Annotated in this window: 23 protein-coding genes; 3 read left to right on the top strand and 20 right to left on the bottom strand. The window is 68.0% G+C overall.

From position 1 onward, the window contains the following. Positions 1 to 46: 46 nt before the first annotated feature. On the top strand, positions 47 to 1063 hold the full coding sequence (locus M7H19_RS02565; protein ID WP_298176629.1) for an oligopeptide/dipeptide ABC transporter ATP-binding protein: 1017 nt from the start codon (positions 47 to 49) through the stop codon (positions 1061 to 1063). On the opposite strand, the gene M7H19_RS02560 is transcribed toward M7H19_RS02565, so the two are convergent. Together M7H19_RS02560 and M7H19_RS02555 are read right to left on the bottom strand one after the other, a co-directional pair. After that, entirely contained in the window at positions 1060 to 1695 is a 636-nt protein-coding gene (locus M7H19_RS02560; RefSeq protein WP_298176626.1) for a class F sortase, read from the bottom strand. The genes M7H19_RS02565 and M7H19_RS02560 overlap by 4 nt on opposite strands. Before the next feature lie 11 nt (positions 1696 to 1706). Further along, positions 1707 to 2129, bottom strand: a complete 423-nt coding sequence (locus M7H19_RS02555) for a hypothetical protein (RefSeq protein WP_298176624.1) — start codon at positions 2127 to 2129, stop codon at positions 1707 to 1709. 268 nt (positions 2130 to 2397) lie between these two features. On the opposite strand from M7H19_RS02555, the gene M7H19_RS02550 reads away from it, so the two are divergent. Next, positions 2398 to 2871, top strand: coding sequence for a DUF6098 family protein (locus M7H19_RS02550; RefSeq protein ID WP_298176622.1), 474 nt, complete (start codon positions 2398 to 2400; stop codon positions 2869 to 2871). A gap of 43 nt (positions 2872 to 2914) precedes the next feature. Here M7H19_RS02550 and M7H19_RS02545 read toward each other — a convergent pair whose 3' ends face one another. The 18 genes from M7H19_RS02545 to M7H19_RS02460 all read right to left on the bottom strand — a co-directional run bounded on the left by M7H19_RS02545 (position 2915) and on the right by M7H19_RS02460 (position 20890). Beyond that, entirely contained in the window at positions 2915 to 3988 is a 1074-nt protein-coding gene (locus M7H19_RS02545) for an NAD(P)-binding domain-containing protein (RefSeq protein ID WP_298176619.1), read from the bottom strand. A 70-nt stretch (positions 3989 to 4058) separates the two neighbouring features. Next, the gene (locus tag M7H19_RS02540; protein WP_298176616.1) at positions 4059 to 4916 is read right to left on the bottom strand and encodes an SRPBCC family protein; all 858 of its coding nucleotides are present in this window, start codon (positions 4914 to 4916) and stop codon (positions 4059 to 4061) included. A 130-nt stretch (positions 4917 to 5046) separates the two neighbouring features. Beyond that, a complete protein-coding gene (locus M7H19_RS02535) occupies positions 5047 to 5901 on the bottom strand; it encodes a xanthine dehydrogenase family protein subunit M (protein ID WP_298176614.1) in 855 nt (284 codons plus the stop codon). After that, positions 5898 to 8339 (bottom strand): molybdopterin cofactor-binding domain-containing protein, encoded by a 2442-nt coding sequence (locus M7H19_RS02530; RefSeq protein ID WP_298176611.1) that lies wholly within the window; start codon positions 8337 to 8339, stop codon positions 5898 to 5900. The genes M7H19_RS02535 and M7H19_RS02530 overlap by 4 nt, the downstream gene beginning before the upstream one ends. Beyond that, positions 8339 to 8881, bottom strand: a complete 543-nt coding sequence (locus M7H19_RS02525) for a (2Fe-2S)-binding protein (RefSeq protein WP_298176608.1) — start codon at positions 8879 to 8881, stop codon at positions 8339 to 8341. The genes M7H19_RS02530 and M7H19_RS02525 overlap by 1 nt, the downstream gene beginning before the upstream one ends. A 319-nt stretch (positions 8882 to 9200) precedes the next feature. Further along, positions 9201 to 10316: an XdhC/CoxI family protein gene (locus M7H19_RS02520; protein ID WP_298176606.1), complete on the bottom strand. Its 1116-nt coding sequence runs from the start codon at positions 10314 to 10316 to the stop codon at positions 9201 to 9203. Beyond that, complete coding sequence (locus M7H19_RS02515; protein ID WP_298176603.1) at positions 10309 to 11424, bottom strand: VWA domain-containing protein; 1116 nt, start codon at positions 11422 to 11424, stop codon at positions 10309 to 10311. The genes M7H19_RS02520 and M7H19_RS02515 overlap by 8 nt, the downstream gene beginning before the upstream one ends. Before the next feature lie 68 nt (positions 11425 to 11492). Then, complete coding sequence (locus M7H19_RS02510; protein ID WP_298176601.1) at positions 11493 to 12491, bottom strand: MoxR family ATPase; 999 nt, start codon at positions 12489 to 12491, stop codon at positions 11493 to 11495. A gap of 98 nt (positions 12492 to 12589) precedes the next feature. After that, complete coding sequence (locus tag M7H19_RS02505) at positions 12590 to 13174, bottom strand: nucleotidyltransferase family protein (RefSeq protein ID WP_298176598.1); 585 nt, start codon at positions 13172 to 13174, stop codon at positions 12590 to 12592. After that, complete coding sequence (locus tag M7H19_RS02500) at positions 13171 to 13965, bottom strand: IclR family transcriptional regulator (protein ID WP_298176595.1); 795 nt, start codon at positions 13963 to 13965, stop codon at positions 13171 to 13173. The genes M7H19_RS02505 and M7H19_RS02500 overlap by 4 nt, the downstream gene beginning before the upstream one ends. 31 nt (positions 13966 to 13996) lie before the next feature. Further along, positions 13997 to 14428, bottom strand: coding sequence for a 4-carboxymuconolactone decarboxylase (pcaC, locus tag M7H19_RS02495; RefSeq protein ID WP_298176592.1), 432 nt, complete (start codon positions 14426 to 14428; stop codon positions 13997 to 13999). Beyond that, positions 14421 to 15206, bottom strand: a complete 786-nt coding sequence (pcaD, locus tag M7H19_RS02490; RefSeq protein ID WP_298176590.1) for a 3-oxoadipate enol-lactonase — start codon at positions 15204 to 15206, stop codon at positions 14421 to 14423. Before pcaD ends, pcaC begins: the two co-directional genes overlap by 8 nt. Further along, complete coding sequence (gene pcaB / locus M7H19_RS02485; protein WP_298176588.1) at positions 15197 to 16588, bottom strand: 3-carboxy-cis,cis-muconate cycloisomerase; 1392 nt, start codon at positions 16586 to 16588, stop codon at positions 15197 to 15199. The genes pcaD and pcaB overlap by 10 nt, the downstream gene beginning before the upstream one ends. Next, the gene (gene pcaG / locus M7H19_RS02480) at positions 16581 to 17135 is read right to left on the bottom strand and encodes a protocatechuate 3,4-dioxygenase subunit alpha (protein ID WP_298176585.1); all 555 of its coding nucleotides are present in this window, start codon (positions 17133 to 17135) and stop codon (positions 16581 to 16583) included. Before pcaG ends, pcaB begins: the two co-directional genes overlap by 8 nt. A 103-nt stretch (positions 17136 to 17238) precedes the next feature. Then, on the bottom strand, positions 17239 to 17985 hold the full coding sequence (pcaH, locus tag M7H19_RS02475; protein WP_298176583.1) for a protocatechuate 3,4-dioxygenase subunit beta: 747 nt from the start codon (positions 17983 to 17985) through the stop codon (positions 17239 to 17241). A gap of 135 nt (positions 17986 to 18120) precedes the next feature. Next, on the bottom strand, positions 18121 to 19296 hold the full coding sequence (locus M7H19_RS02470; RefSeq protein ID WP_298176581.1) for a thiolase family protein: 1176 nt from the start codon (positions 19294 to 19296) through the stop codon (positions 18121 to 18123). Further along, complete coding sequence (locus M7H19_RS02465) at positions 19293 to 20072, bottom strand: CoA-transferase subunit beta (RefSeq protein WP_298176578.1); 780 nt, start codon at positions 20070 to 20072, stop codon at positions 19293 to 19295. Before M7H19_RS02465 ends, M7H19_RS02470 begins: the two co-directional genes overlap by 4 nt. Continuing rightward, the gene (locus M7H19_RS02460; protein WP_298176576.1) at positions 20069 to 20890 is read right to left on the bottom strand and encodes a CoA transferase subunit A; all 822 of its coding nucleotides are present in this window, start codon (positions 20888 to 20890) and stop codon (positions 20069 to 20071) included. The genes M7H19_RS02465 and M7H19_RS02460 overlap by 4 nt, the downstream gene beginning before the upstream one ends. Before the next feature lie 141 nt (positions 20891 to 21031). Between M7H19_RS02460 and M7H19_RS02455 the strand changes: the two genes are divergently transcribed. Next, positions 21032 to 21997, top strand: coding sequence for a D-glycerate dehydrogenase (locus M7H19_RS02455; protein WP_298176573.1), 966 nt, complete (start codon positions 21032 to 21034; stop codon positions 21995 to 21997). Positions 21998 to 21999 lie beyond the last annotated feature (2 nt).

Here is a 21999-nt window from a genome sequence, read left to right as displayed (position 1 = left end):
CCGGGCAGGACCAGTGCGTGTCATTTCGCGGAGGAGGTGCTCACTCATGGCGAAGCCGTCGGAAACACCCGTGCTTGAGCTCGTCGATCTGGTGGCCGGGTACCGGTCACGGCAGGGCCTGTTGGGGCGGCGACGGGACGTCCACGCCGTCGCCGGGGTGTCCTTGTCGGTACACGCCGGGGAGACGGTGTGCCTGGTGGGCGAATCGGGCTGCGGTAAGTCCACAGTGGCTCGATCGGTCGTCGGCCTGTTGGAACCGCTGTCCGGTCAGGTGCACTTCGACGGTCGTGACGTTCGAGAGCTTTCCCGCTCCGAGCGCAAGGACCTACGGCGTCAAGTGCAGTTGGTGTTTCAGGACCCGTATGCGTCGTTGAACCCGACGATGACGGTGTACGAGCTGCTCAGTGAGGCGTGGCGGATCCATCCCGGCATCGTCGAACGCGACGACTGGGACGCCGAGGTGGCCTCACTCCTGGAACGCGTCGGCCTCAACCCGAGCCATGCGAACCGCTATCCGCACCAGTTCTCGGGGGGACAACGGCAGCGTATCTCCATCGCCAGAGCGTTGTCGGTGCGTCCTCGACTCATCGTCTGCGACGAGGCGGTGTCGGCTCTCGACGTGTCGATCCAGGCTCAGATCCTCGCCCTGCTCAAACAGTTGCAGGAGGAGCTGGGGGTCGCGTACCTGTTCATCACACACGACCTCGGAGTGGTGCGGCACATTGCCGATCGGGTCGCCGTCATGCATCTCGGCACGATCGTGGAGACCGGGGAGACCGAGCAGATCTACGAACATCCCGCCCATCCCTACACGCGGGCGTTGCTGTCGGCGGCTCCGAGCGTGGAGGACTGGCAGGAGGACGTCGACAGCGAGATCGTGCTCGCCGGCGACGTGCCCTCACCGCTCGATCCACCTCGCGGTTGCCGCTTCCACACCCGGTGTTGGAAAGCAACGGATCAGTGCCGGGCGGACGAGCCGACGCTCGCCCACCGTGGCACCGATCATCCCGTGGCCTGCCACTACCCGGAGGAACGACACCGCGTCAGCGTCGGGGTGGTCTAGTCCACAGCAGCGTCCACCATCGTGGCATAGGCGATGACGTTGTCGTGGTAGCTCTGCACCGTGCGGTTGAAGGAACCGCCGCAGGTAATCATTCGTAGTTCCGCACCGTCGGTGTTACCGTACACCTTCTCGGTGGGGAACGCGTCCTTCGGATACTGCTCGACCTCGGTGACCCGGAACAGCACAGTGCTCCCGTCTGCACGATCCACGACCACGTCGGCGCCCGCCTCAAGATTGCGCAGATCGAAGAAGACGCCTTTCTGGTTCTGCCAGTCGACGTGCGCGGCCAGCACCGACGGGCCGCGTTCACCGGGTGTCGGAGATTCCTCGTACCACCCCACCGTTTCCGCGCCTTCGGGCACTTCCATGGTGTTGTCCGGCTCCAACCCCAGGCCGACGAAGGTACCGGTGTCCACCCCGATGTCCGGGATGCGCAGCCGCACCGGCGGAGAAGCCGACAGCGCGGCCTGAACATCGGCGTTGGCGCTGACCTGTTGCTCCCCGGCCTCGGCGTATCCGGCGATCGTGTCCTGTGGACCGCCGCAACCGGTGATCAGCAGGAAGGCCAACGCTGCCAGCCCCGCCAGCCGACGAACGGACAGGCGGGGATGGCGCAGCGTCGCGTCACGCATGGTGGGTCGTCTCAGAGCAGAGCTGCCAGCGAGCCGTCACCGGTCTCAACACCACCGTGCGGCTTCTTGTGCACCTGGTGCTTGTGGTGGTGCTTGTGCTTGTGGTCGTGGTGGTGCTTGTGGTCGTGGTGGTGCTTGTGCTTGTGGTGGTGCTTGTGCTCGTGCTCGTGGTCCTTGCCGTGACCCTTGTCGTGGTCCTTGCCGTGGTCCTTGCCGTGGTCCTTGCCGTGGTCCTTGTCGTAATCCTTGTCGTAGTCCTTGTCGTAGTCCTCGTCGCTGCTGGAGAACTGGTACTCGGCGCACTCCATGCCGGAGGACGACCACGAGGACGTGGAGCCGCATTCCTCGCTGGTGGAGGCATTGGTCGTGCCAGAGATACCCAACGCAGCGCCGACCACGATGGCGCCGACGACAGCCCCTTTACGGATTGCCATGGTGAATTTTCTCCTTGGAGTACTGGATGTCGATCACACAAGGCGCGACAGAAAACACTCTCCGCACCCGTGTGAATACAGTGTGCGCAGATTCCAAGATCGGCAATCCTGCTCGCTGTCCGAAACATCCGGATGAGTGACGACACGCTGACAGCGCGCACACCACTGTCCACTATCCACTGTCTGTTACGGCGACTCTACGAAGAGCCTTTTCGGAGGAAGGAAAGACAGGGTTGAACCGCCTTCCGCCCGGGTATGTCCCGACAGGATGTCGATGGAGATGTTTACTGTGCACACGCTGGCGGAGCTGGCCCATCTCACCCGGACCCGGGAGTCAGCCCGGGAGTCGCTGTATCTGCGTTACTCCCCCGGACCCGAGTCGGATGCCGAGTACTCCAGCACCGACCACGAGAGCGAACTCGTGATGCCCGGGGTCTCGGTCAATCCTCTCGCGGCACCTCGATGGTGGACACTGCCACTGGAGGACTGGCTCGCCCGCCGCGTGTGCCAGTATCTACGCAAAATCGACGAAGGCGCGCGGCCGTGGCTGCTGACAGGACGCCAAGTGGACTTCGGCCCTGACAACGAGCCGCTACTGGTGGACATCACGCCGATCGCGTGGATCTCTCCCGAACTCGTGGACGAGGCCCGAGAACGCTACGCCACCCGTCTCCACGCCGGTGCGGCAACACGTCAGGACCGGCAAAAAACACAAGGCAACTCGACGCCGCAATCCGAGTAGCGTGTCCGCAGCCTGCGTAGTCGTGTCCGCAAGTTGTGTAGTCTCAGCGTCCGAGTTCGGCCAGTAGCTCACGCACGGCCGCACGTCCAGCACGATTCGCCCCCACGGTGCTCGCCGACGGGCCGTATCCCACAAGATGCAGCCGCGGCTCGGTCGCGACCCGCGTGCCGTCCATGCGGATACCGCCACCCGGGCCACGCAGGCGCAGGGGTGCGAGATGGTCGAGCACCGCGCGGAAGCCGGTCGCCCACAGGATCACGTCGGCATGCTGCTCACGACCGTCCGCCCACCGAACGCCGTGAGGTGTGATGCGCTCGAACATCGGCTGCCGCTTCAGCGCTCCGGACGCCCGCGCCTCCAGCACCTCGGGGGTGAGCGTCAGTCCCGTCACACTGACCACGCTTTCCGGCGGCTTTCCCTCTCGCACCCGGCGCTCGACCTCGGCCACGGCCGCACGCCCGTGTTCGGGAGTGAACTCGCCCTCGTGGAACACCGGCGGGCGCCGAGTCACCCACGTCGTCCCCTCGGTGACCTCCGCGATCTCGGCGAGCAGCTGCACCGCCGACGTGCCACCGCCCACCACGACGACGTGTCTGCCCGTGAACGGCGCCGGCCCGGTGTAGTCGGCGGTGTGCAGCTGTCTGCCCCGGAACGTGTCCCGGCCGGGGTAGTAGGGCCAGAACGGCTTGTCCCACGTACCCGTCGCATTGACGATCCCGCGCGCGAACCACGTCTCCCCCGGCGTGTCCACCAGAAACCGGCCGTCGGAAAGCCGCCGCACGCTGCGCACCGTCACGGGCCGCCGCACCGGCAGGTCGAATGTCCGCTCGTAATGCTCGAAGTAGGCGGTCATCACCTCGGCCGCCGACCGCGTCTCCTCGCCCGCCTCCGAAACGTCGGCCAGACGCAGACCAGGTAGGTCGTGCACGCCATGGACTCGACTCATCCGCAACGTCGGCCACCTGTGCTGCCACGCACCACCCGGACGCTTGCCGTGGTCGAGAACCACGAATCCCTTCTCCCCACGCAGGCCCGCACGGCGCAGGAAATAGGCGGCGGACAGCCCGGCCTGTCCCGCGCCGATGACGACGACATCCGTTTCGTGAGCAGCCCGCATACCGAGTGCAACGTCGCCGGGGAGCTCCGGCTTCCCGAAGCTCCCCGGCACTCACGCGTCGACTCGAAAATCAGCCGCGACGCCGCAATATCCTCCTGACGGCGAGGAAGGCGAACAACGCCGCCAAGCCCGCCAGAGCAGGCGCGAGACGTTTGGCCAACGAGGGCCCCGCGTAGTCGAACAGGTCGATCGCCTCGGCCTCCCTCGGCGGCGTGGTCGACGCCGAGGGCTTGACGCTCTCCAACTTCGGCTTCTGGGGCTGCTCCGCCCTGGCGGTCGAGTTCTCGGCGGCCTTCTCGGCGGGCTTGTCAGCGGTCTTCTCGGCAGTGCCCGTCTTCGCGGTGCCCGCCGCGCTCGCGGATCGAGTCGACGCCGTGCTCTGTTTCTGCGCAGCGCCTTCCGAGGACTCCGTCGCACCGGCCGAGCCCTGCGCGCCCGCCGCTGCATCCTTCTTGTCCTTCTTGTCCGTGGAATCCGTGGAGCTCGCCGCGCCGAGCATGTCGGCGAGATTCGCGGCGAAGTTGTCGAGGATCTTACCTCCGACCTCGGAGATCATGCCCCTGCCGAACTGGGCGGGCTTACCGGTGACGTTGAGGTCGGTGGCCACCGCTCCCTTGGTGGAGGCGCCCTCGGCCGTGAGGGTCACAGTGACGGTGGCGGCTGCCGTTCCGGCTCCACGGGCGTCCTTACCGGATGCCTTGATGACGATCTTCCGTTCCTCGGCGTTCTTCTCCAGGAACTCACCCGATCCCTTGTACAGCAGGGAAACCGGCCCGAGCTTGACCTTCACCGTGCCCTTGAACTTGTCTCCCTCCACGGAGGTGAGGGTGGCTCCGGGCATGCAGGGCGCGACCCTCTCCGGGTCGAGCACCGCCTGCCACACCTCGTCGATGGGCGCCGGAACGGTGAATTCGTGGTCGAGCCGCACGGGCCGACCTCCTTCCTTAAGTCTTTCGTGTGCCTCTCAGCCTTGCTGGCAAGGCCGTCCCCGAGGCCACTGTAACCCGGTGGTCGTTACCGAATGTGGCCTCGGGGACACGGCTGTGACATTGTCGTGGTCAGCCCGCGACCGCCGTGGAGACAGCTCTGTTGGTGAGTACCCGGGCGAGATGCTGTCGATACTCCACGTCGGCGTTGCCGTCCGCGGTCGGGCTCGTGCCCTCGGCGGCGCGTTCGGCCGCGGCCCGGATCGCCTCGGCCGTGGCTGGTTGTCCGACGAGCGCTTCCTCGACCGCTCGGGCCCGCACCGGAACGGAGGCCATATTGGTCAGTCCGACCCTAGCCTCGGCGATGGTGCCGGCCTCCGTGCGCACCGTGGTCGCGACACCGACGATCGACCACGCCTGCGCCACACGATTGAACTTCTCGTAGTGCGCGCGCCACCCGGTGAACTTCGGAACCCGCACCTCGGTGAGGATTTCGTTCGGCTGCATCGCGGTGGTGAAGAAATCGTCGAAGAACTCCACCGCGGGCACCCTGCGCACGCCGTCCATGCCGTGCAGGACCATCTCCGCGTCCAACGCGAGAGCGGGTGCCAGCAGGTCACCCGCCGGATCGGCGTGCGCGATGGACCCGCCGAAAGTCCCCCGGTGCCGTATCTGGGGATCGGCCACCGTGGCGGTCGCCTTGGCGAGCAGCTCCGCGTGGTCGGCGATCAGGGGGTCGCGTTGGATGTCGTGGTGAGTGGTCATCGAGCCGATGACGATAGCGTCGCCGTCGTCGCGTACCCCGCGTAGCTCGCTGATCCGGTTGAGGTCGATCAGCGTGGTCGGGGCCGCCATCCGCAGGCGCAACACCGGCAGCAGGCTCTGCCCTCCGGCGATCACCTTCGCGTCTTCCCCCGCGTCGGTGAGCACACGCACAGCTTCCCCCACAGTGGAAGGAACTACGTAATCGAAGGGAGCCGGGATCACTGCGTACCTCCGTGTTCGGCGTCGATCGATCCGAGGCCGCCACCGGCCTCGTTGCCCAGGCCACCGGCTGCCTTCTCACCGGTGTGGATGGCCCGCCACACCCGCATCGGTGTGCACGGCATCTCGATGTCGTTCACTCCGAAGTGGCGTACGGCGTCCACGACGGCGTTCACGACGGCGGGAGTGGAGGCGATGGTGCCCGCCTCCCCGACGCCCTTGACACCGAGTGGGTTGGTGGTGGACGGCGTCTCGGTGCGGTCGGTGATGAACGACGGGAGATCGGCCGCCGACGGCAGCAGGTAGTCGGCGAACGTCCCGGCCAGCAGAGTGCCGCTCTCGTCGAACACCGCCTCCTCGAACAGGGCTTGTGCGATGCCCTGCGCCAGTCCACCGTGTATCTGTCCTTCGACGATGAGCGGGTTCACCACCTCGCCCACGTCGTCGACACACACGTACGAGCGGATCTTCACGCCACCGGTCTCGGTGTCCACCTCCACCGCACACAGATGTGTGCCGTGCGGGTAGGAGAAGTTCTCCGGATCGAACGTGGCCTCCGAGTCCAGCGACGGCTCCATCCCGTCGGGCAGGTCGTGCGCCATGAACGCGGCGAACGCGATGTCCTTGATGTTCGTGGACCGATCGGTGCCCTTGACCTTGAAGGCACCACTGGAGAACTCGACGTCGTCCTCGGAGCACTCCATCATGTGCGCGGCGATCTTGCGGGCCTTGTCGACCACCTTCTCCGCGGCCTTCACCACCGCGATACCGCCGACCACGAGCGAGCGGGACCCGTACGTGTCGAGCCCCTTGTGCGACGACTGGGTGTCGCCGTGCAGGACCTCGACGTCCTCGAACGGCACACCGAGCTGGTCGGCGACGATCTGGCTCCATGCCGTCTCGTGGCCCTGCCCGTGCGCCGACGAACCCGTGACGACCTCGACCTTGCCCGTGGGCAACATGCGGATGGCCGCGTGCTCCCAACCGCCCGCCCCGTAGTCGAGCGAGCCCAGCACCCTCGACGGCGCCAGCCCGCACATCTCCGTGAACGTCGAGATGCCGATGCCGAGCTGCACCACGTCTCCACGTTCCCGGCGTTCCCGCTGTTCTCGGCGCAGGCCCTCGTAGTCGAACAGCTCCATGGCCTTCTCGGTGGCGACCTCGTAGTTGCCCGAGTCGTAGGTCAGCGTCGCCACCGTGGTGTACGGGAACTCGTCGTGGGCGATCCAGTTCTTTTTCCGCAGCTCCATCGGCTCCATGCCGATCTCGACCGCGAGCTCGTCCATGATGCGTTCGATGGCGTACGTGGCCTCCGGCCTGCCCGCGCCGCGATACGCGTCGGTCACCATGGTGTTGGTGAAGACGTTCGTGCACGTGAAGTGGTAGGCCGGGAACTTGTAGATCGAGTTGAACATGAACGCGCCGAGGATCGGCACGCCCGGCCCGACGAGACCGAGATAGGCGCCCATGTCGGCGAGCAGTTCCACCTTCAGTCCCGTGACGGTGCCGTCCCGGGTCGCGCAGATGGTGATGTCCTGCACCTGGTCGCGTCCGTGGTGAGCGGCGGCCATCGACTCCGACCGCGACTCGGTCCACTTCACCGGCCTGCCGAGCCGACGGGCCACCAACAGGGCGATGAACTCCTCCGGGATGACCGCCAGCTTGCCGCCGAAACCGCCGCCGACATCGGGTGCGATGACCCGCAGCTGGTGCTCCGGGATCCCCAGCGTGAGAGCGGACATGGTCTTGAGGATGTGCGGCACTTGCGTGGCCGACCACATAGTCAGTTGCGCCGCGGTCGGGTCCACCACCACCGAACGCGGTTCCATGAACGCCGGGATCAGCCGCTGCTGCCGGAACCGGCGCCTTAACACCACCTCCGAGTCGGCGATGGCCTGCTCGACGTCACCGCCCGAACCCGCCTCGGCGGAGTCAAACGTCCACACCGCACTGCGGTTGGTGCCGAGTTCCTCGTGTACCAGCGGAGCACCGTCGGCCAGCGCGTTCTCCAGGCCCAGCACCACGGGCAGCTCGTCGTACTCGACGTCGATCTCGGACAGCGCGTCCTCGGCCGCCTCGGGACTGCGGGCGACGACGACGGCGACCCCTTCCCCCGCGTAGTTGACCGTGCCCTGGGCGAGGACCGGCCTGCGCGGCCACTTCATGTCCGGCGTGATGGGCCAAGCACACGGCATGCCGATGGCGCCTTCGGGGTCGAGGTCGTCGGCCGTGTAGACGTCGAGCACGCCCGGCACCTGCTTCGCCGCCGACGTGTCGATGCTCGTGATCCGCGCGTGCGCGACGGGGCTGCGCAGCACCGCGAGGTGCAACATTCCGGGCAACGTGAGGTTGTCGGTCCAGCGGGTGCGGCCGGTGATCAGGCGCGCGTCCTCCTTGCGCCGACGGGCTTTGCCGATCTCCGGTTCCATCGTGGAGGTCATCACTGAACACCTCCGCCCATGCCCTGCGCCGCCGCGGTCCCCGTCGTCTCACCGGCTTGTTCAATCTCCGGCCCCGCGCCGGGGCGCATGTGCTCGGCCGCGTCCTGTACCGCACGGACGATGTTCTGGTATCCGGTGCAGCGGCAGAGATTGCCCTCCAGCCCCTCGCGAACGGCCTGCTCGTCCGGATCGGGATTCTCGGACAGCAGGTCGAGCGACTGCATGATCATTCCGGGAGTGCAGAAGCCGCACTGCAACGCGTGGTGCTCCTCGAACGCCTTCTGCACCGGGTGCAGTTCGCCGTCGCGCGCGATCCCTTCGATCGTGGTGATCTCGCCGCTGTCGGCCTGTACCGCGAGCACCGAGCAGGACTTCACGCTCTGCCCGTTGAGGTGCACGGTGCAGGCACCGCAGTTACTGGTGTCGCACCCCACCACGGTGCCGACCTTGCCGAGCTGATTGCGCAGGTAGTGCACGAGCAGTGTGCGTGGCTCGACCTCGTCGGTGTAGCGGGTTCCGTCAACTGTGACGGTGATGCGCATTGGGCCTCCTGTGCTGGCTCGACCCGCGGGGGCGGGCCGTGTGGAACGGCCGTGACCGATCACCGGGTCAGTGATCGTCCTCACAGGCAACCCTGCTACGTCCGCGCTGTGACGACAACCCCTGCGGCCCCCGATCCCCGCGGCTTCCCCTCGATCGAGGCCCGACTTTCCAATGAAGCGACAAAATAGGCGTTTCAGCTCACCGGAATGGGTGATACGGAGGCCGTGTCATACCCACGTCGCACCCACGTCGTACCCACGTCGCACCCACAGACCGAGCAGCGACGACCACCCGCGCTACCTCCACAGGCCGGCCGTATCACTCACCGTGGATACGGCCGTCGAGATCGGACAGCCGACGCCCACTGCCTCCCCACCGCTGCGCGATGATCTCAGCCGCGATGGACACGGCGGTCTCCTCCGGCGTCCGGGCACCCAGGTCGAGCCCGATCGGGGAGGCGAGCCGTTCGATCTCCGCCTCGGTCATACCGGCCTCCCTCAACCGCCGTAAGCGGTCCTCATGGGTGCGTCGGGAACCCATCGCACCGACATAGGCGACATCCAGGCGAAGCGCCACCTCCAACACCGGAACGTCGAACTTCGGATCGTGGGTGAGCACGGCGACGACGGTTCTGGGGCCGATCCGGCCCGCCTCGACCTCCGCCTGCAGATAGCGGTGTGGCCAGTCCACGACCACCTCGTGGGCCTCGGGGAACCGCGCCCTCGTCGCGAACACGGGCCGCGCGTCGCACACCGTGACCTCGTAACCGAGGTAGGCGCCCATCCTCGCCATCGCGGCGGCGAAGTCGATCGCGCCGAACACCAGCATCCGCGGAGGCGGCTCGAACGAGTTCACGAACACCGCCATGCCCTCACCGCGACGCTGCCCCTCCGGCCCGTAGTGCAACGTGTCCGACCGGCCCCCGGCCAGCAGTCCGCGGGCGTCGTCGGCCACCGCGTCGTCGACACGCTGCGAGCCGAGACCTCCTAGGACCCGGTCCGGCCACACCAGCATGCGCCTGCCGACCAACTCGGGCTCCGAGTGCTCGACGACCGTGGCGACGGCTACCGGCCTGCCCTCGCGCACGGAGGCGACCAGCTCGGGCAGCTCGGGCATGGACTCCCGGTCCACGTACTCGACGAAGATGTCGATGATGCCTCCGCAGGTGAGCCCCACGGCGAAGGCGTCGTCGTCACTCACGCCATAGCGCTGCAGCACCGGGGTCCGCGACTCCACCACCTGCTGCGCCAGCTCGTACACCGCGCCCTCGACACAGCCGCCGGACACGCTGCCGACCGCGCTGCCGTCGGCCCCCACCAACATCGCGGCGCCCGGGGCGCGAGGAGCCGACGAGAAGGTGGCCACCACGGTCCCGAGCCCCACCGTCTCACCCGCCGACCAGCGACGATGCAACTCGTCCAGCACGTCATGCATGAGCGATCTCCCTCAGCAGTCGTTCCAACGTGGCCAGACTGTGCCCCGCGAGCAGTCGGTCCACATGAGGCAGTACGGCCGCGATGCCGGACTGTACGGGCTCATAACCCGCGTGTCCCGCGTGCGGATTGACCCAGAACACCCGGTGGGCGAGGCGCCGCAACCGCTCCGCCTGGTCGCCGAGCAGGCTCGCGTCACCACGCTCCCAACCGTCGGAGAAGATCACCACGGTGGCGCGTCGGGCCATGCCCCGCTGCCCCCAGCGGTCGAGGAAAACCCGCAGCGTCTCTCCCAACCGCGTGCCACCGGCGAAATCGGCCACCGCCCCACCCGCATCGAGCATCGCCCGTTCGGGATCACGTTGCCGCAGTTGGCGGGTCACCCGGGTCAGCCGGGTGCCGAGGGTGAACACCTCCACGTCCGACGGTGCGCTGCGCACCACGACGTGGGCAAACCGCAACAACGAGTCCGCGTACGGCTTCATCGACCCGGACACGTCGACCAACAACACGGCCTTACGCGGCCGGGTGCGGCGGCGGGAACGAACCAGCCGACTCGGCTCCCCACCGTCGACCAGCATTGCCCGCAACGTGCGACGCGCGTCGAGCCGGCCACGCCGGGCGGAGCGATACCGCAACGAAGGGCGGGTAGCGGGCACCGGACGCAGTGTGGTCATCAGCTCCCGAAGATGCCGACGTTCGGCCGGGGTGAGCTCGGCGAGGTCACGGTCGCGCAGGGTCTCGACGTCGCTGGCGGCCACACTGAGCCGCTCATCGTCACCGGTGCCCTCCCCCGTGGCCGACTCGGGCACCAAAGCGGCGATCCGGGGCTGGGTGGGCACGGACACGGCGTTGCGCTGCCGCACCGGCGCCTTGCCGGAGAACCAAGCGGCGAATGCCTCGTCGTAACGCGGCAGGTCATCGGGTTCCGAGCACAGCGCGAGCCTGCCCGCCCAGTACAGCTGCCGTGGATCACCGATGTCCACATGCTCGACCGCGGCGAGATAGGCCTGCACGCGGTGCGCGTCGCAGCGCAGTCCGGCCGCCCGCAACGCGGCGGCGAAACCGACGAGGCCGGGCAGGGCGTCGACCCGGGCTGGCGTGCTCATGCCCTCATTGTGCGCCCTGGACCGGCGTCTCGGGAACCATGATCGAATTTGAGCAGGTCACGCGCAGGTCAGCCGAGCAACGAGTCCAGGGTGGCCCGCACACGGTCGAGATCCTCGCTGTACTTGAGCACCGCGCCGAGTGTGGAGGCCGCGGACGCGGCGTCCAGTTCGCTCCTGCCCAGTGCGGTCAACGCCTGCGCCCAGTCCAGTGCCTCCGCCACGCCGGGCGGTTTGAGCAGTTCCAGTGAACGCAACCGCTGCACGGTCTCGGCGATCTGGCGGGCCAGTCGCTCGTCGAGGCCGGGAATCCGACGACGCAGGATCGCCACCTCGCGTTCGAGGCTCGGATGCTCCACCCAGTGGTAGAGGCAGCGGCGCTTGAGAGCGTCGTGGACCTCCCGCGTGCGGTTGGAGGTGAGCACCACCAGCGGCGGTGTCTCGGCCCGCACCTCGCCGTACTCGGGGATGGTCACGGCGTTCTCGTCCAGCAACTGCAGCAAGAACGCCTCGAACTCGTCGTCGGCGCGGTCGAGTTCGTCGACCAACAGCACGCAGGGAGCCGACACCAAGGCCCGCAGCAGCGGCCGCACCAGCAGGAACCGTTCGGTGTAGAGCGACTGCTCGGCGGTGTCCACGGACAACCGTCCGCCCTCGGCCGCCTCCAGCGCCCGCAGATGCAGCAGCTGCCGAGGAAAGTCCCACTCGTACAGTGCCTGTCCCGCGTCGATCCCCTCGTGGCACTGCAACCGGATCAACGGCAGCTCCAACGCCTCCGCGAGGGCGACGGCGAGCGAAGTCTTACCGGTACCGGGCTCTCCCTCGCAGAACAACGGCCGTTGCATACGCAACGACAGGAACGCGGCCGTGGCGACACCCGTGTCCGCGAGATACCCGGTGCGTTCGAGGAGACCGGCGAGTTCGTCGGGGGATTCCGGTGACGTGAACGGCCTCGGGGAGCCCGCCGAGCCGTCGAACGCGGTGTTCTCAGTGTTCTCAGCGTTTTCAGCGCTGCTTCCGGTACTGCTTCCAGTGCTGTCGGCTGTCACCCGCCCGAGCCTACTGGTCATCTCCCGAAACGGTATCCGCCATGACCGTCGCGACACCTCACGAGGACCGCCTGCCCCGGTGTCCGGCGAGGCCCACCACGGTGTCGCCCCACGGTAAGTCAGGGCCGGGTCTCGTCGGACAGGTCGGCGGGCGAGTCGATATCGGTGCCCACGGAAAGGTCGCCGCACTCCACCACGCGCAGGTCGTCCCGACCCCGCAACCACTCCCGTGCTCCCTGGTCGCCGTGGGCGGCGTCGGCGATGTCGTTCCACCACCGGCGTCCGAACAGCACCGGATGCCCCACCACCCCGTCGTATCCGGCACGAGCCACGACGTCGGGAGTGACCAGCTCGCGTAGGCGAGTCACCACATCGGCCCCGACACTCGGTAGATCGACGAGATGCACGAGCACCGCGTCGGGCAGCGGGGCGAGGTCGGTGAGCGTGCGCAGTCCCGCCCGCAGTGACGCGCTCATCCCCTCCTCCCAGTCCTGCGCGTACACCGTGATGACACGGCCCGGCAGCAGAGTGCGGACGTCACCGGCCCGCGCGCCCAGCACCACGATGATCGGATCGCAGCCGCCCTGGGCCAACACCCGCACCGCCCGGGTCACCAACGCCTCGCCACCGACCTCGACGAGCGCCTTCGGCCTGCCGAACCGCCTCCCGGCCCCGGCGGCCAACAACATGCCCGCGGCGTTCATGACACCCGTGCCGCGGGTGCTACGGCCAGATCGGCCTCGATGCGAGCGGCTGTCGCCAACAACGGCGGCACCAGATCGGTACGCACCGACTCGGGTGTCGTACGGCTGGCGTGTGTAGAGATGTTCACAGCGGCCACCACCTTGCCGGATCTGTCGCGGATGGGAGCGGCCACCGACCGCAGTCCCTCCTCCAACTCCTGGTCGACCAACGCCCACCCCTGTGCTCGCACGGCCTCGAGTTCGGCCCGCAGCTTTTCGGCCGAGGTGATCGTGTGATCGGTGAGCGGGTCGAACGTCACGTCACGCAGCTGGTCGGCGAGCGCGTCCTCGTCCAGGCCTGCGAGCAACACGCGGCCCATCGAGGTGGCGTGGGCGGGGAAGCGGGTGCCCACGTTGATGCTCACGGTCATGATGCGCGACACCGCCACCCTGGCGACGTAGACGATGTCGGTGCCGTCGAGCACCGAGACCGAACAGGACTCGTGCACCTCCGCCGACAGCCGCTCCAAATGCGGCTGCACCACCTCGGGCAGCGACAGGCTCGACAGATACGCGTACCCCAGTTCGAGGACCTTGGCGGTGAGGCTGAAGTATTTGCCGTCGAACCGGACGTAGCCGAGGTCGGCCAGGGTCAGCAGGAACCGGCGCGCCGCGGCCCGCGTCAACCCCGTCGCTTTCGCGACGTCGCTGAGGGTGAGCTGTGGTGCGCCCGCGCCGAACGCCTTGATCACCGCCAGCCCGCGTTCGAGGGACTGCACGTGATGCGCGGCCCGCCCGCTGCCTGCTTCCATGACCGTTCAACCTATCCGTTCGCCGTCCCCGTCAGAGTTCCCCCATCTCGGACAGTGTCCGCTGGGCGATGGCGAACGCCTCGTTGGCCGCGGGCACCCCCGCGTACACGCCCGTGTGCAGAAGTACCTCGGCGATCTCGGCCGGGGTGAGGCCGTTGCCGATGGCGGCGCGGACATGCATCGCGAGTTCGTTCCAACTGCGTTGCGCGGTCAGCACCGCGAGGGTCAGGCAACTGCGGGTCTTGCGGTCCAGCCCGTCTCGGGTCCACACCGAACCCCACGCGGCCCGGGTGATGTAGTCCTGGAACGGCTGGGTGAACTCGGTGGTCGAGGCGATAGCCCGGTCCACGTGCTCATCGCCGAGCACCTGCCGACGGACCCGCATGCCCGCCTCGTAGGTGTCGTCGAGTCGGCTGCCCTGGGCCTTCCGGGTGTGCTGGTGGTCCTGGGAGCTCTCAGCCACGCGCCTCGCCTCCGTCCGCCTTCAGGTGTTCGATGATGAGTTCGGTGAATCGCTCCGGCTGCTCGACGTTGCCGAGGTGGGCGGCGTCAGGGACCACCTCGAATCGGGCACCGGGAATCCCCTCGACGAGAGGTCGCCCGTGTTCGTCGGGCGGAGTGGCCGGATCGTCGGCACCCGCGATCACCAACGTCGGCGTGTCGATCGTGGACAGCGTTCCTCGCAGGTCCATCGAACCGATCACCGCACAGCACGCCGCATACCCCCGCGCCGGGACCGAGGCGGTCATGTGGTGATACTCGCGCACCAGCCGCGGGTTCGCCGCCCTCCACGCGGCGGTGAACCAGCGTTCGACGCTGCCGTCCGCGATCTCGGTCATGCCCCGGGTCATGGCGGTGCGCGCCCGCTGCTCCCACATATCGGGCGTGCCGAGCTTCGCCGACGTGCAGCACGCCACCAGTCGGCGCACCCGCTCGGGACGGTGGGCGGCCAACCACAGACCGGTCATCCCTCCAAGCGACAGCCCGACCACGTGGGCGCGGTCGACGCCGAGCTCGTCCAGCAGCTCGACGACGTCACCCCCGAGATCGTCGAGAACGCACGGCGCGTCCGGCACCGGAGTCCCGCCGTGGCCTCGGTGGTCGTAGCGCACGACCCGGAAACCCGCCGAGGTCAACGGCCCCACCTGCGGGTTCCACATATCGAGGGTGCTGCCGAGCGATCCCGACAACACGACGACCTCGCCGTCCTCGGGACCGTCGACCACGTGATTCACCCGCACGGTTCCTCCTGCCGTCCCCGGTATTCCTCGAGTGCTCGTTCCACGAACACAGGCGCGGCGCCCAGATAGCCGGCCGGGTCGAGCAGCTGGTCGATGCGTTCCCGCGACAGGTGCGCTCCGACCAGCGGATCGTCGGCGAGCACCTTCGCCAGAGAAGCGCCCTCGTCCAGCGCCCGGCGACAGCACTCCGTGACCGCGTCATGGGCGGCCAGCCGCCCCACCACGGGGGCGAGTTCGGTGGTGATCCGCTCCGCCAACAACACCCCGCCACTACGGTCAAGGTTCTCGCGCATTCGCCCGGCGTCGACTCGCAGCCGTTCCAAGCTCGTCCGCAACCAGTGCACGGCCGAGCCGCAGACCCGCCACAACTGGATCAACGGCCACCACTCGGCGTGCCATGCCCCGGAGGCACGCTGGTTCTCGTGCTCCATGGCGGCGAGGAGATCGGCCACCAGGCCGGGTGCCTGCTTCGCGCACGCCAAAGCCGACACGGCCGCCACCGGATTGCGTTTGTGCGGCATCGTGGACGAACCACCGCTGCCGGGCGGTCCCGACTCGGCGACCTCACCGATATCGGTCTGGGCGAGTGTGACGATCGAACGCGCCACACCCGACACCGCGCCGGCGAGCCCGCCGAGCGCGCCCGCGAGCTCCGCCACCGGCGTGCGGTCGGTGTGCCACGGCAACGTGGGCTCCTCCAAGCCGAGACGCGTGGCCAGCGCCGCCGACACCTCGGTGCCGCTCTCACCGAGAGAGGCGAGTGTCCCCACCGCTCCCCCGAGCTGCACCGGCAGACGCACCGCCCGCAACCGGTCGGCCGCCGCGCCGAGCGAGGACAACCACCCCGCCGCCACCAGCCCGAACGTCGTCGGCAATGCGTGCTGCGACAACGTCCGTGCCACCTGGACAATGGAGGCGTGCTCGGCCGCCAGCTCCGCCAGCTTCTCGGCGCACGCCGCCACATCGGACAGCAGCGGTACCCGGGCACGCGCGGCCACCAACATGGCCGCCGTATCGACGACGTCCTGGCTAGTCGCCCCCCAGTGCACGTACCGTGCGGCGCCGCCGTCGACCTCCTCGACGCGCTCGGTGAGCGCACGTACCAGCGGAGCGGCCGGGTTGCCGGCTCCCATGGCCGCCCGGCCCAAAGCGACCACGTCGTAGTCACCGAGATCGGCTTCCCCACAGACCGCCGCGATCCGCTCGGCGTGCCTGCGATCGATCAGCCCGGCATCGGCCTGCGCGGCGGCCAGAGCGGATTCGAAATCCAGCATCGCCCGGAACCACGCGCCGTCGCCCACCCGCTCCGCCACCGGCCCCGCGGCCACGAGCGGATCGAACAACGCCGACGAGTGCCCGAGCGTCGAGCCACGGTCAGACATCGAAGAACACTGTCTCGCCCTCGCCCTGAAGCCGCACGTCGAAGCGGTACCCGTCCTCCGTTCTCCGCGCCACCAACGTGTACCGCCTCTCCACGGGTACCGAGTTCAGCACCGGGTCGAGCACATTGGCCTCGGCGAAGTCGGGAAAGTAGATCCGCGTCACCAACCGATGCAACAGACCACGGGCGAACACCGACACGTCGATGTGCGGCGCCTGCCCCGGCACCGCTCCCGGCAACAGAGTGAGAATCCCGAACTCGCCGTCGTCGTTCGTCGGGCAACGCCCGAAACCCCGGAAGCCCGGAACGGCGCCCCTCGGGTCGTCGGGGTGGTCGAACCGTCCGTTCGGATCGGCCTGCCACGTCTCGATCAACGCGTCGGGCACCGGCGCGCCCTCACCGTCGGTGACGACACCCCGGATCCACACCGCGCCCTCGGTGCCCTCCTCCACCACCGTGGGACCGTCCTCCCACGGCAGACCGATCGACAGATACGGACCCACGGTCTGTGAGGGAGTCGAGGAAAGCCTCGATCCACCCTGGCTCATTCGTCCTCCTGCGCTCTGTGGGACACCCTTCCCCTACCGCGGCCGCAACCCTGCCACAGCGGGGCTCGACCCGATCGGACTCCACGAGCAAAGAAATCCTCGCTCATTCGTCCTCTTCGTCTTCCGGGCTCTCGAACGGCGTCGCTTCCCGACCTCGCACCACGATGTCGAAACGGAACGCCAACGCCCACTCCGGCACCGTCCGGCTCATGTCGAACGACGAGATCAACCGTTGCCGCGCCTTCTCGTCCGGGATCGAGTTGAAAATCGGGTCCTGGAAGAACAACGGGTCGTCGGGGAAATACATCTGCGTGACGAGCCGTTGCGTGAAAGCCGTGCCGAAAACGGAGAAGTGGATATGCGCGGGCCGCCAGGCGTTGTCGTGGTTCCTCCACGGATACGCCCCCGGCTTGATGGTCACGAACTCGTACCGGCCCTCGTCGTCGGTGATCGTGCGACCCACGCCGTCGAAGTTCGGGTCGACCGGGCTCGGCCAGTTGTCCCACACGTGCCGGTACCGGCCACCCGCGTTCGCCTGCCAGATCTCGATGAGCGAGTTCGGAATCGGTTTGCCGTCGCCGTCGAGCAACCTGCCGTGCACCAGGATGCGCTGACCCTGGGGTTCCTGCGGGTGCTGGCGCGTGAGGTCGTTGTCCGACTCACCGACCCGGCCGTAACCCAACAACGGGCCCGTGACCTCCGTCAGCTTGTGCGGCAACAGCACCAGCGGCTGCTTCGGGTGCCGCAACCGAGTCGAACGGTACTCCGGCGAATCCAACGGCGGATGCGTTCCCTCGGGATCCCGTCGATAAGTCGGCAGGACCAACCCCGACTCCGTTGACGTACTCATACCGCCTCCTGTGTTCTGCAGGACACCCTCCCCCTACTGCGGCCACAAACCTGCCACAACGGGGGCCCAACCCGGTCGGACTCCATGAGCGCAACCATCCTCACTCACGGAGTCCTCCTTGCTACTTCCGAATCATCACACCTCAAGCACCACAGCGAGCCCCTGGCCCACCCCGATGCAGATGGCCGCCAGACCCCAGCCGCCGCCGCGCTTGCGCAACGCGTGCGCGAGCGTGCCGAGGACACGGCCACCCGACGCACCGAGCGGATGCCCGATGGCGATGGCCCCGCCGTGGACATTGACGATCTCGGGGTCGAGCTCCGGCCAGTCGGCGAGACAAGCCAACGACTGCGCAGCGAACGCCTCGTTCAACTCCACCGCCGCCAAGTCTTTCCAGCCGATGCCCGCGCGTTCCAACGCGATCTCGGCGGCCTTCACCGGACCGATGCCGAACACATCCGGGTCCACGCCGGCGGCTCCCCGACCCGCGATTCGGGCCAGCGGGGTCACGCCGAGCCGGTCCGCCCCCGCCTGGTCCCCGAGCAGCACCGCGGACGCCCCGTCGTTGAGCGGAGAGGCGTTACCCGCCGTCACCGTGCCGCCGGCGCGGAAAACCGGTTTGAGCTTGCCGAGTTTCTCGGCGGAGGTGTCCGGGCGGATGCCCTCGTCCCGACGGAGTTCCGTGCCCTCCACCGGAATCACGTGGTCGTCGTAGAAACCCTCGTCCCAGGCTCGCGCGGCGGCCCGGTGGCTGCGGAGCGCGAACTCGTCCTGGGCCTCGCGACCGATGCCGTACCGCTCGGCCAGCAGCTCCGTGCTCTCCCCCAGCGACACCGTCCACTCCTTCGGCATCCTCGGGTTGACCATGCGCCACCCCAGTGCCGTGGAGTACAACGTCTCGTTGCCGTTCGGGAACGCCTTCTCCGGCTTGGGCAGCACCCACGGGGCGCGGCTCATCGACTCCACACCACCCGCGACCGCCAACGACGCCTCACCGAGCGCGATCTGCCTGCTCGCCTGGATCGCGGCGTCCAACCCGGACCCGCACAACCGGTTGACCGTGCTACCGGGCACGCTCGTCGACCAGCCGGCAAGCAACGTGGCCATGCGGGCGACGTTGCGGTTGTCCTCACCCGCCCCGTTCGCGTTGCCGAGCACTACCTCGTCGACCGCTGCCGGGTCGAGCTCGTTGCGCTCGCCCAGAGCCCGCAACACGTGCGCGGCGAGGTCATCGGGCCGCACGCTCGACAGCGCACCCCCGTAACGCCCGAACGGGGTTCGCACCGCGTCGAGCACGAACACATCACTCACGATGCCTCCTTCAAAGCACGCAGGACGGCCAGTTCCTTCTCCGTCGGCGGTTCCGTCGTCGACAGCTCGGACGAGACGCGCAACTCCCATCCCGTCGCGGCCCGCACCTGGTCCACGTCCACCCCGGGATGCACCTGACTCAACACCAGCTCATGGGTGTCGGGGTCGGGGCGCAGGATGCCAAGGTCGGTGATCACCAACGTCGGCCCAGCGCCGCGGAGACCGAGACGCTCCCTGTCGCCCTTGCCCTGCCCGTGGCCGACAGAGGTCACGAAGTCGACCTGCTCCACGAAACTGCGTTTGCTCTGCCGAACCACCACGAACACCTCGCCGCACGAACCGGCGATCTCGGGTGCGCCGCCCGCGCCCGGCAGGCGGACCTTCGGGTTGGCGTAGTCGTCCCCGATGACGGTGGTGTTGATGTTGCCGAAGCGGTCGATCTGGGCGGCGCCGAGAAAACCGACGTCGATACGACCCGGTTGGAGCCAGTAGTTGAACACCTCCGGCACACTGATCACCGCGTCGGCGGTCTCGGCGAGGATGCCGTCGCCGATCGACGCGGGCAGCCGGTCGGGCTTGGAGCCGAGCGTGCCCGACTCGTAGATGAGCACCAGGTCGGGAGCATGCGTACGGCGCGCGACGTTGGCGGCCGTGGAAGGCAGTCCGATGCCGACGAAACACCGGGTGTCACCGGTGAGTGCCCTCGCCGCGGCGATCGACATCATCTCGTCGGACGTGTACTCCGTCGTCGACGTCTGTGTGGTGGTCGCGCTCATTTCGTGGCCACCTCCGCACCGGACACCGTCTCGCACACCCATGCCTGGAAAGCGTCCCTGTCCCTGCTTATCGCGTCCCAGCTCCGGTAGTAGTCGTTGTCGCGTTCGTAGTAGCCCTGCGCGTACGACGGATGTGCCCCACGGGGCACCTCGGCCACGTAGGTGACCGCCCAGCTGGGCAGAACGACCTGATCCGGCACGGGCTCGAGTTCGTCGACGACCTCCTCGACGGTGACCAGACTGCGCCGGGCCGCGAGCACGGCTTCCTTCTGCACTCCGACCAGCCCCCACATCTGGACGTTGCCCCGGCGGTCCGCGCGCTGCGCATGGATGATCGACACGTCGGGGTTCAGCGCGGGAACGGCAGCGAGTCGCTCACCCGTGAACGGGCAGGTGATCTCGGCGATCGTTCCGGTGTGGCGGGGCAGGTCGGTGCCCGCATAGCCACGCAGCACCGCGAAAGGCAACCCGGACGCGCCGGCCACGTAACGGTTGGCCATGCCCGCGTGGCTGTGTTCCTCGATCTCCAGCGGTACCGGCCAGGCGTTCTGCACCGCGTCCCGGAACCGGTGCAGCGAGCCGACACCGGGGTTCCCGCCCCAGGAGAAGATCAGCTTGCGAGCGCACCCGGCCCCGATGAGCTGGTCGTACACGATGTCCGGGGTCATTCGCGTGAGGGTGAGGTCCTTACGCCCCTGTCGGATGATCTCGTGCCCCGCGGCGTGCGGAATCAGGTGGGTGAACCCTTCGAGCGCCACCGTGTCGCCGTCGTGCACGAGCGCGGCCACGGCTTCGGCCAAGGAAACGATCTCAGCCACTCCAGCACCTTCGTTCGCATAACGCACAAATGTTCTACATATGAACAATAGCACCGCAGTCAACACCCTCCACGGCTTCTTCCGGGCCGTTAAGGTGACGGCAGACACCGGAGCAGACGAGGCGGAAAGAGGCGGAACGACGTGCGACCCCGGATCGTGGTGACGAGGAAGATCGCCGAACCCGCGTTGACGCTGTTACGCGAAGCCGGGGACGTGTGGCTTCCCGAGCCCGACCGAGCTCTGCCGACCGACGAACTACACGCCGCCATCGCGGGCGCCGACGCCGTCGTCAGCACACTCCACGAGCGCGTGGACGCCGCGTTCGCCGACGCCGCCGGGGCTCAGTTGAAAGTCGTCTCCACCGTCGCCGTCGGCTACGACAACATCGACGTTCCGGCGCTGGCCGCGCGTGGTGTCGTCGTCACCAACACGCCGGGCGTGCTCACCGACGCCACCGCCGATCTGACGTTCGGTCTGCTGCTCTCGGTGACGCGCAGACTCGGTGAGGGGGAACGACTGCTGCGATCCCGTACGCCCTGGCGGTTCGACCTGGATTTCCTGCTCGGAACCGGCCTTACGGGCAAGACGTTGGGCATCGTGGGACTCGGCCAGATCGGCACCGCCATGGCCCGGCGCGCCCGCGCCTTCGGAATGGACATCGTCTACACCGGACGGCGCCGTGCCGATACGGAGAAAGAACGGGATCTCGACGCTCGATACCGCACATTGGACGAACTGTTGCGCGAGTCCGACATCGTGTCGCTGCACTGTCCACTCACGCCTCAAACCCGGCATCTCATCGACGCCGACGCGCTCGCCGCGATGAAGCCGACGGCATACCTGATCAACACCACCCGCGGCCCCGTGGTCGACGAGTCCGCGCTCGCCGACGCCCTCACCGGTGGAGTGATCGCCGGAGCGGGCCTCGACGTCTTCGAAAAGGAACCCGAGGTCCACCCGACCCTGCTCGAACTCGACAACGTCGCACTCGCCCCACATCTGGGTTCGGCCACCCGGGAGACCCGTACAGCCATGGCGGTGCTCGCCGCCCGTAACGCGGTGGCCGTGTTGCGGGGCGACAGCCCGCTGACACCGGTGGTGCCCTAGCC

It is taken from the genome of Saccharomonospora sp., assembly GCF_027317685.1.
Classification (GTDB): domain Bacteria; phylum Actinomycetota; class Actinomycetes; order Mycobacteriales; family Pseudonocardiaceae; genus Saccharomonospora.
The sequence above is the reverse complement of the archived record's forward strand: the minus strand, read 5'-3'. Positions and strand labels throughout refer to the sequence as shown.

Bases quoted from the DNA above. Each gene is read 5' to 3' on its own strand.
- M7H19_RS02565 (WP_298176629.1), top strand. From the start codon at position 47: ATGGCGAAGCCGTCGGAAACACCCGTGCTTGAGCTCGTCGATCTGGTG.
- M7H19_RS02560 (WP_298176626.1), bottom strand. From the start codon at position 1,695: ATGCGTGACGCGACGCTGCGCCATCCCCGCCTGTCCGTTCGTCGGCTG.
- M7H19_RS02555 (WP_298176624.1), bottom strand. From the start codon at position 2,129: ATGGCAATCCGTAAAGGGGCTGTCGTCGGCGCCATCGTGGTCGGCGCT.
- M7H19_RS02550 (WP_298176622.1), top strand. From the start codon at position 2,398: ATGTCGATGGAGATGTTTACTGTGCACACGCTGGCGGAGCTGGCCCAT.
- M7H19_RS02545 (WP_298176619.1), bottom strand. From the start codon at position 3,988: ATGCGGGCTGCTCACGAAACGGATGTCGTCGTCATCGGCGCGGGACAG.
- M7H19_RS02530 (WP_298176611.1), bottom strand. From the start codon at position 8,339: ATGACCTCCACGATGGAACCGGAGATCGGCAAAGCCCGTCGGCGCAAG.
- M7H19_RS02525 (WP_298176608.1), bottom strand. From the start codon at position 8,881: ATGCGCATCACCGTCACAGTTGACGGAACCCGCTACACCGACGAGGTC.
- M7H19_RS02520 (WP_298176606.1), bottom strand. From the start codon at position 10,316: ATGCATGACGTGCTGGACGAGTTGCATCGTCGCTGGTCGGCGGGTGAG.
- M7H19_RS02515 (WP_298176603.1), bottom strand. From the start codon at position 11,424: ATGAGCACGCCAGCCCGGGTCGACGCCCTGCCCGGCCTCGTCGGTTTC.
- M7H19_RS02510 (WP_298176601.1), bottom strand. From the start codon at position 12,491: ATGACCAGTAGGCTCGGGCGGGTGACAGCCGACAGCACTGGAAGCAGT.
- M7H19_RS02505 (WP_298176598.1), bottom strand. From the start codon at position 13,174: ATGAACGCCGCGGGCATGTTGTTGGCCGCCGGGGCCGGGAGGCGGTTC.
- M7H19_RS02500 (WP_298176595.1), bottom strand. From the start codon at position 13,965: ATGGAAGCAGGCAGCGGGCGGGCCGCGCATCACGTGCAGTCCCTCGAA.
- pcaB (WP_298176588.1), bottom strand. From the start codon at position 16,588: ATGTCTGACCGTGGCTCGACGCTCGGGCACTCGTCGGCGTTGTTCGAT.
- pcaG (WP_298176585.1), bottom strand. From the start codon at position 17,135: ATGAGCCAGGGTGGATCGAGGCTTTCCTCGACTCCCTCACAGACCGTG.
- pcaH (WP_298176583.1), bottom strand. From the start codon at position 17,985: ATGAGTACGTCAACGGAGTCGGGGTTGGTCCTGCCGACTTATCGACGG.
- M7H19_RS02465 (WP_298176578.1), bottom strand. From the start codon at position 20,072: ATGAGCGCGACCACCACACAGACGTCGACGACGGAGTACACGTCCGAC.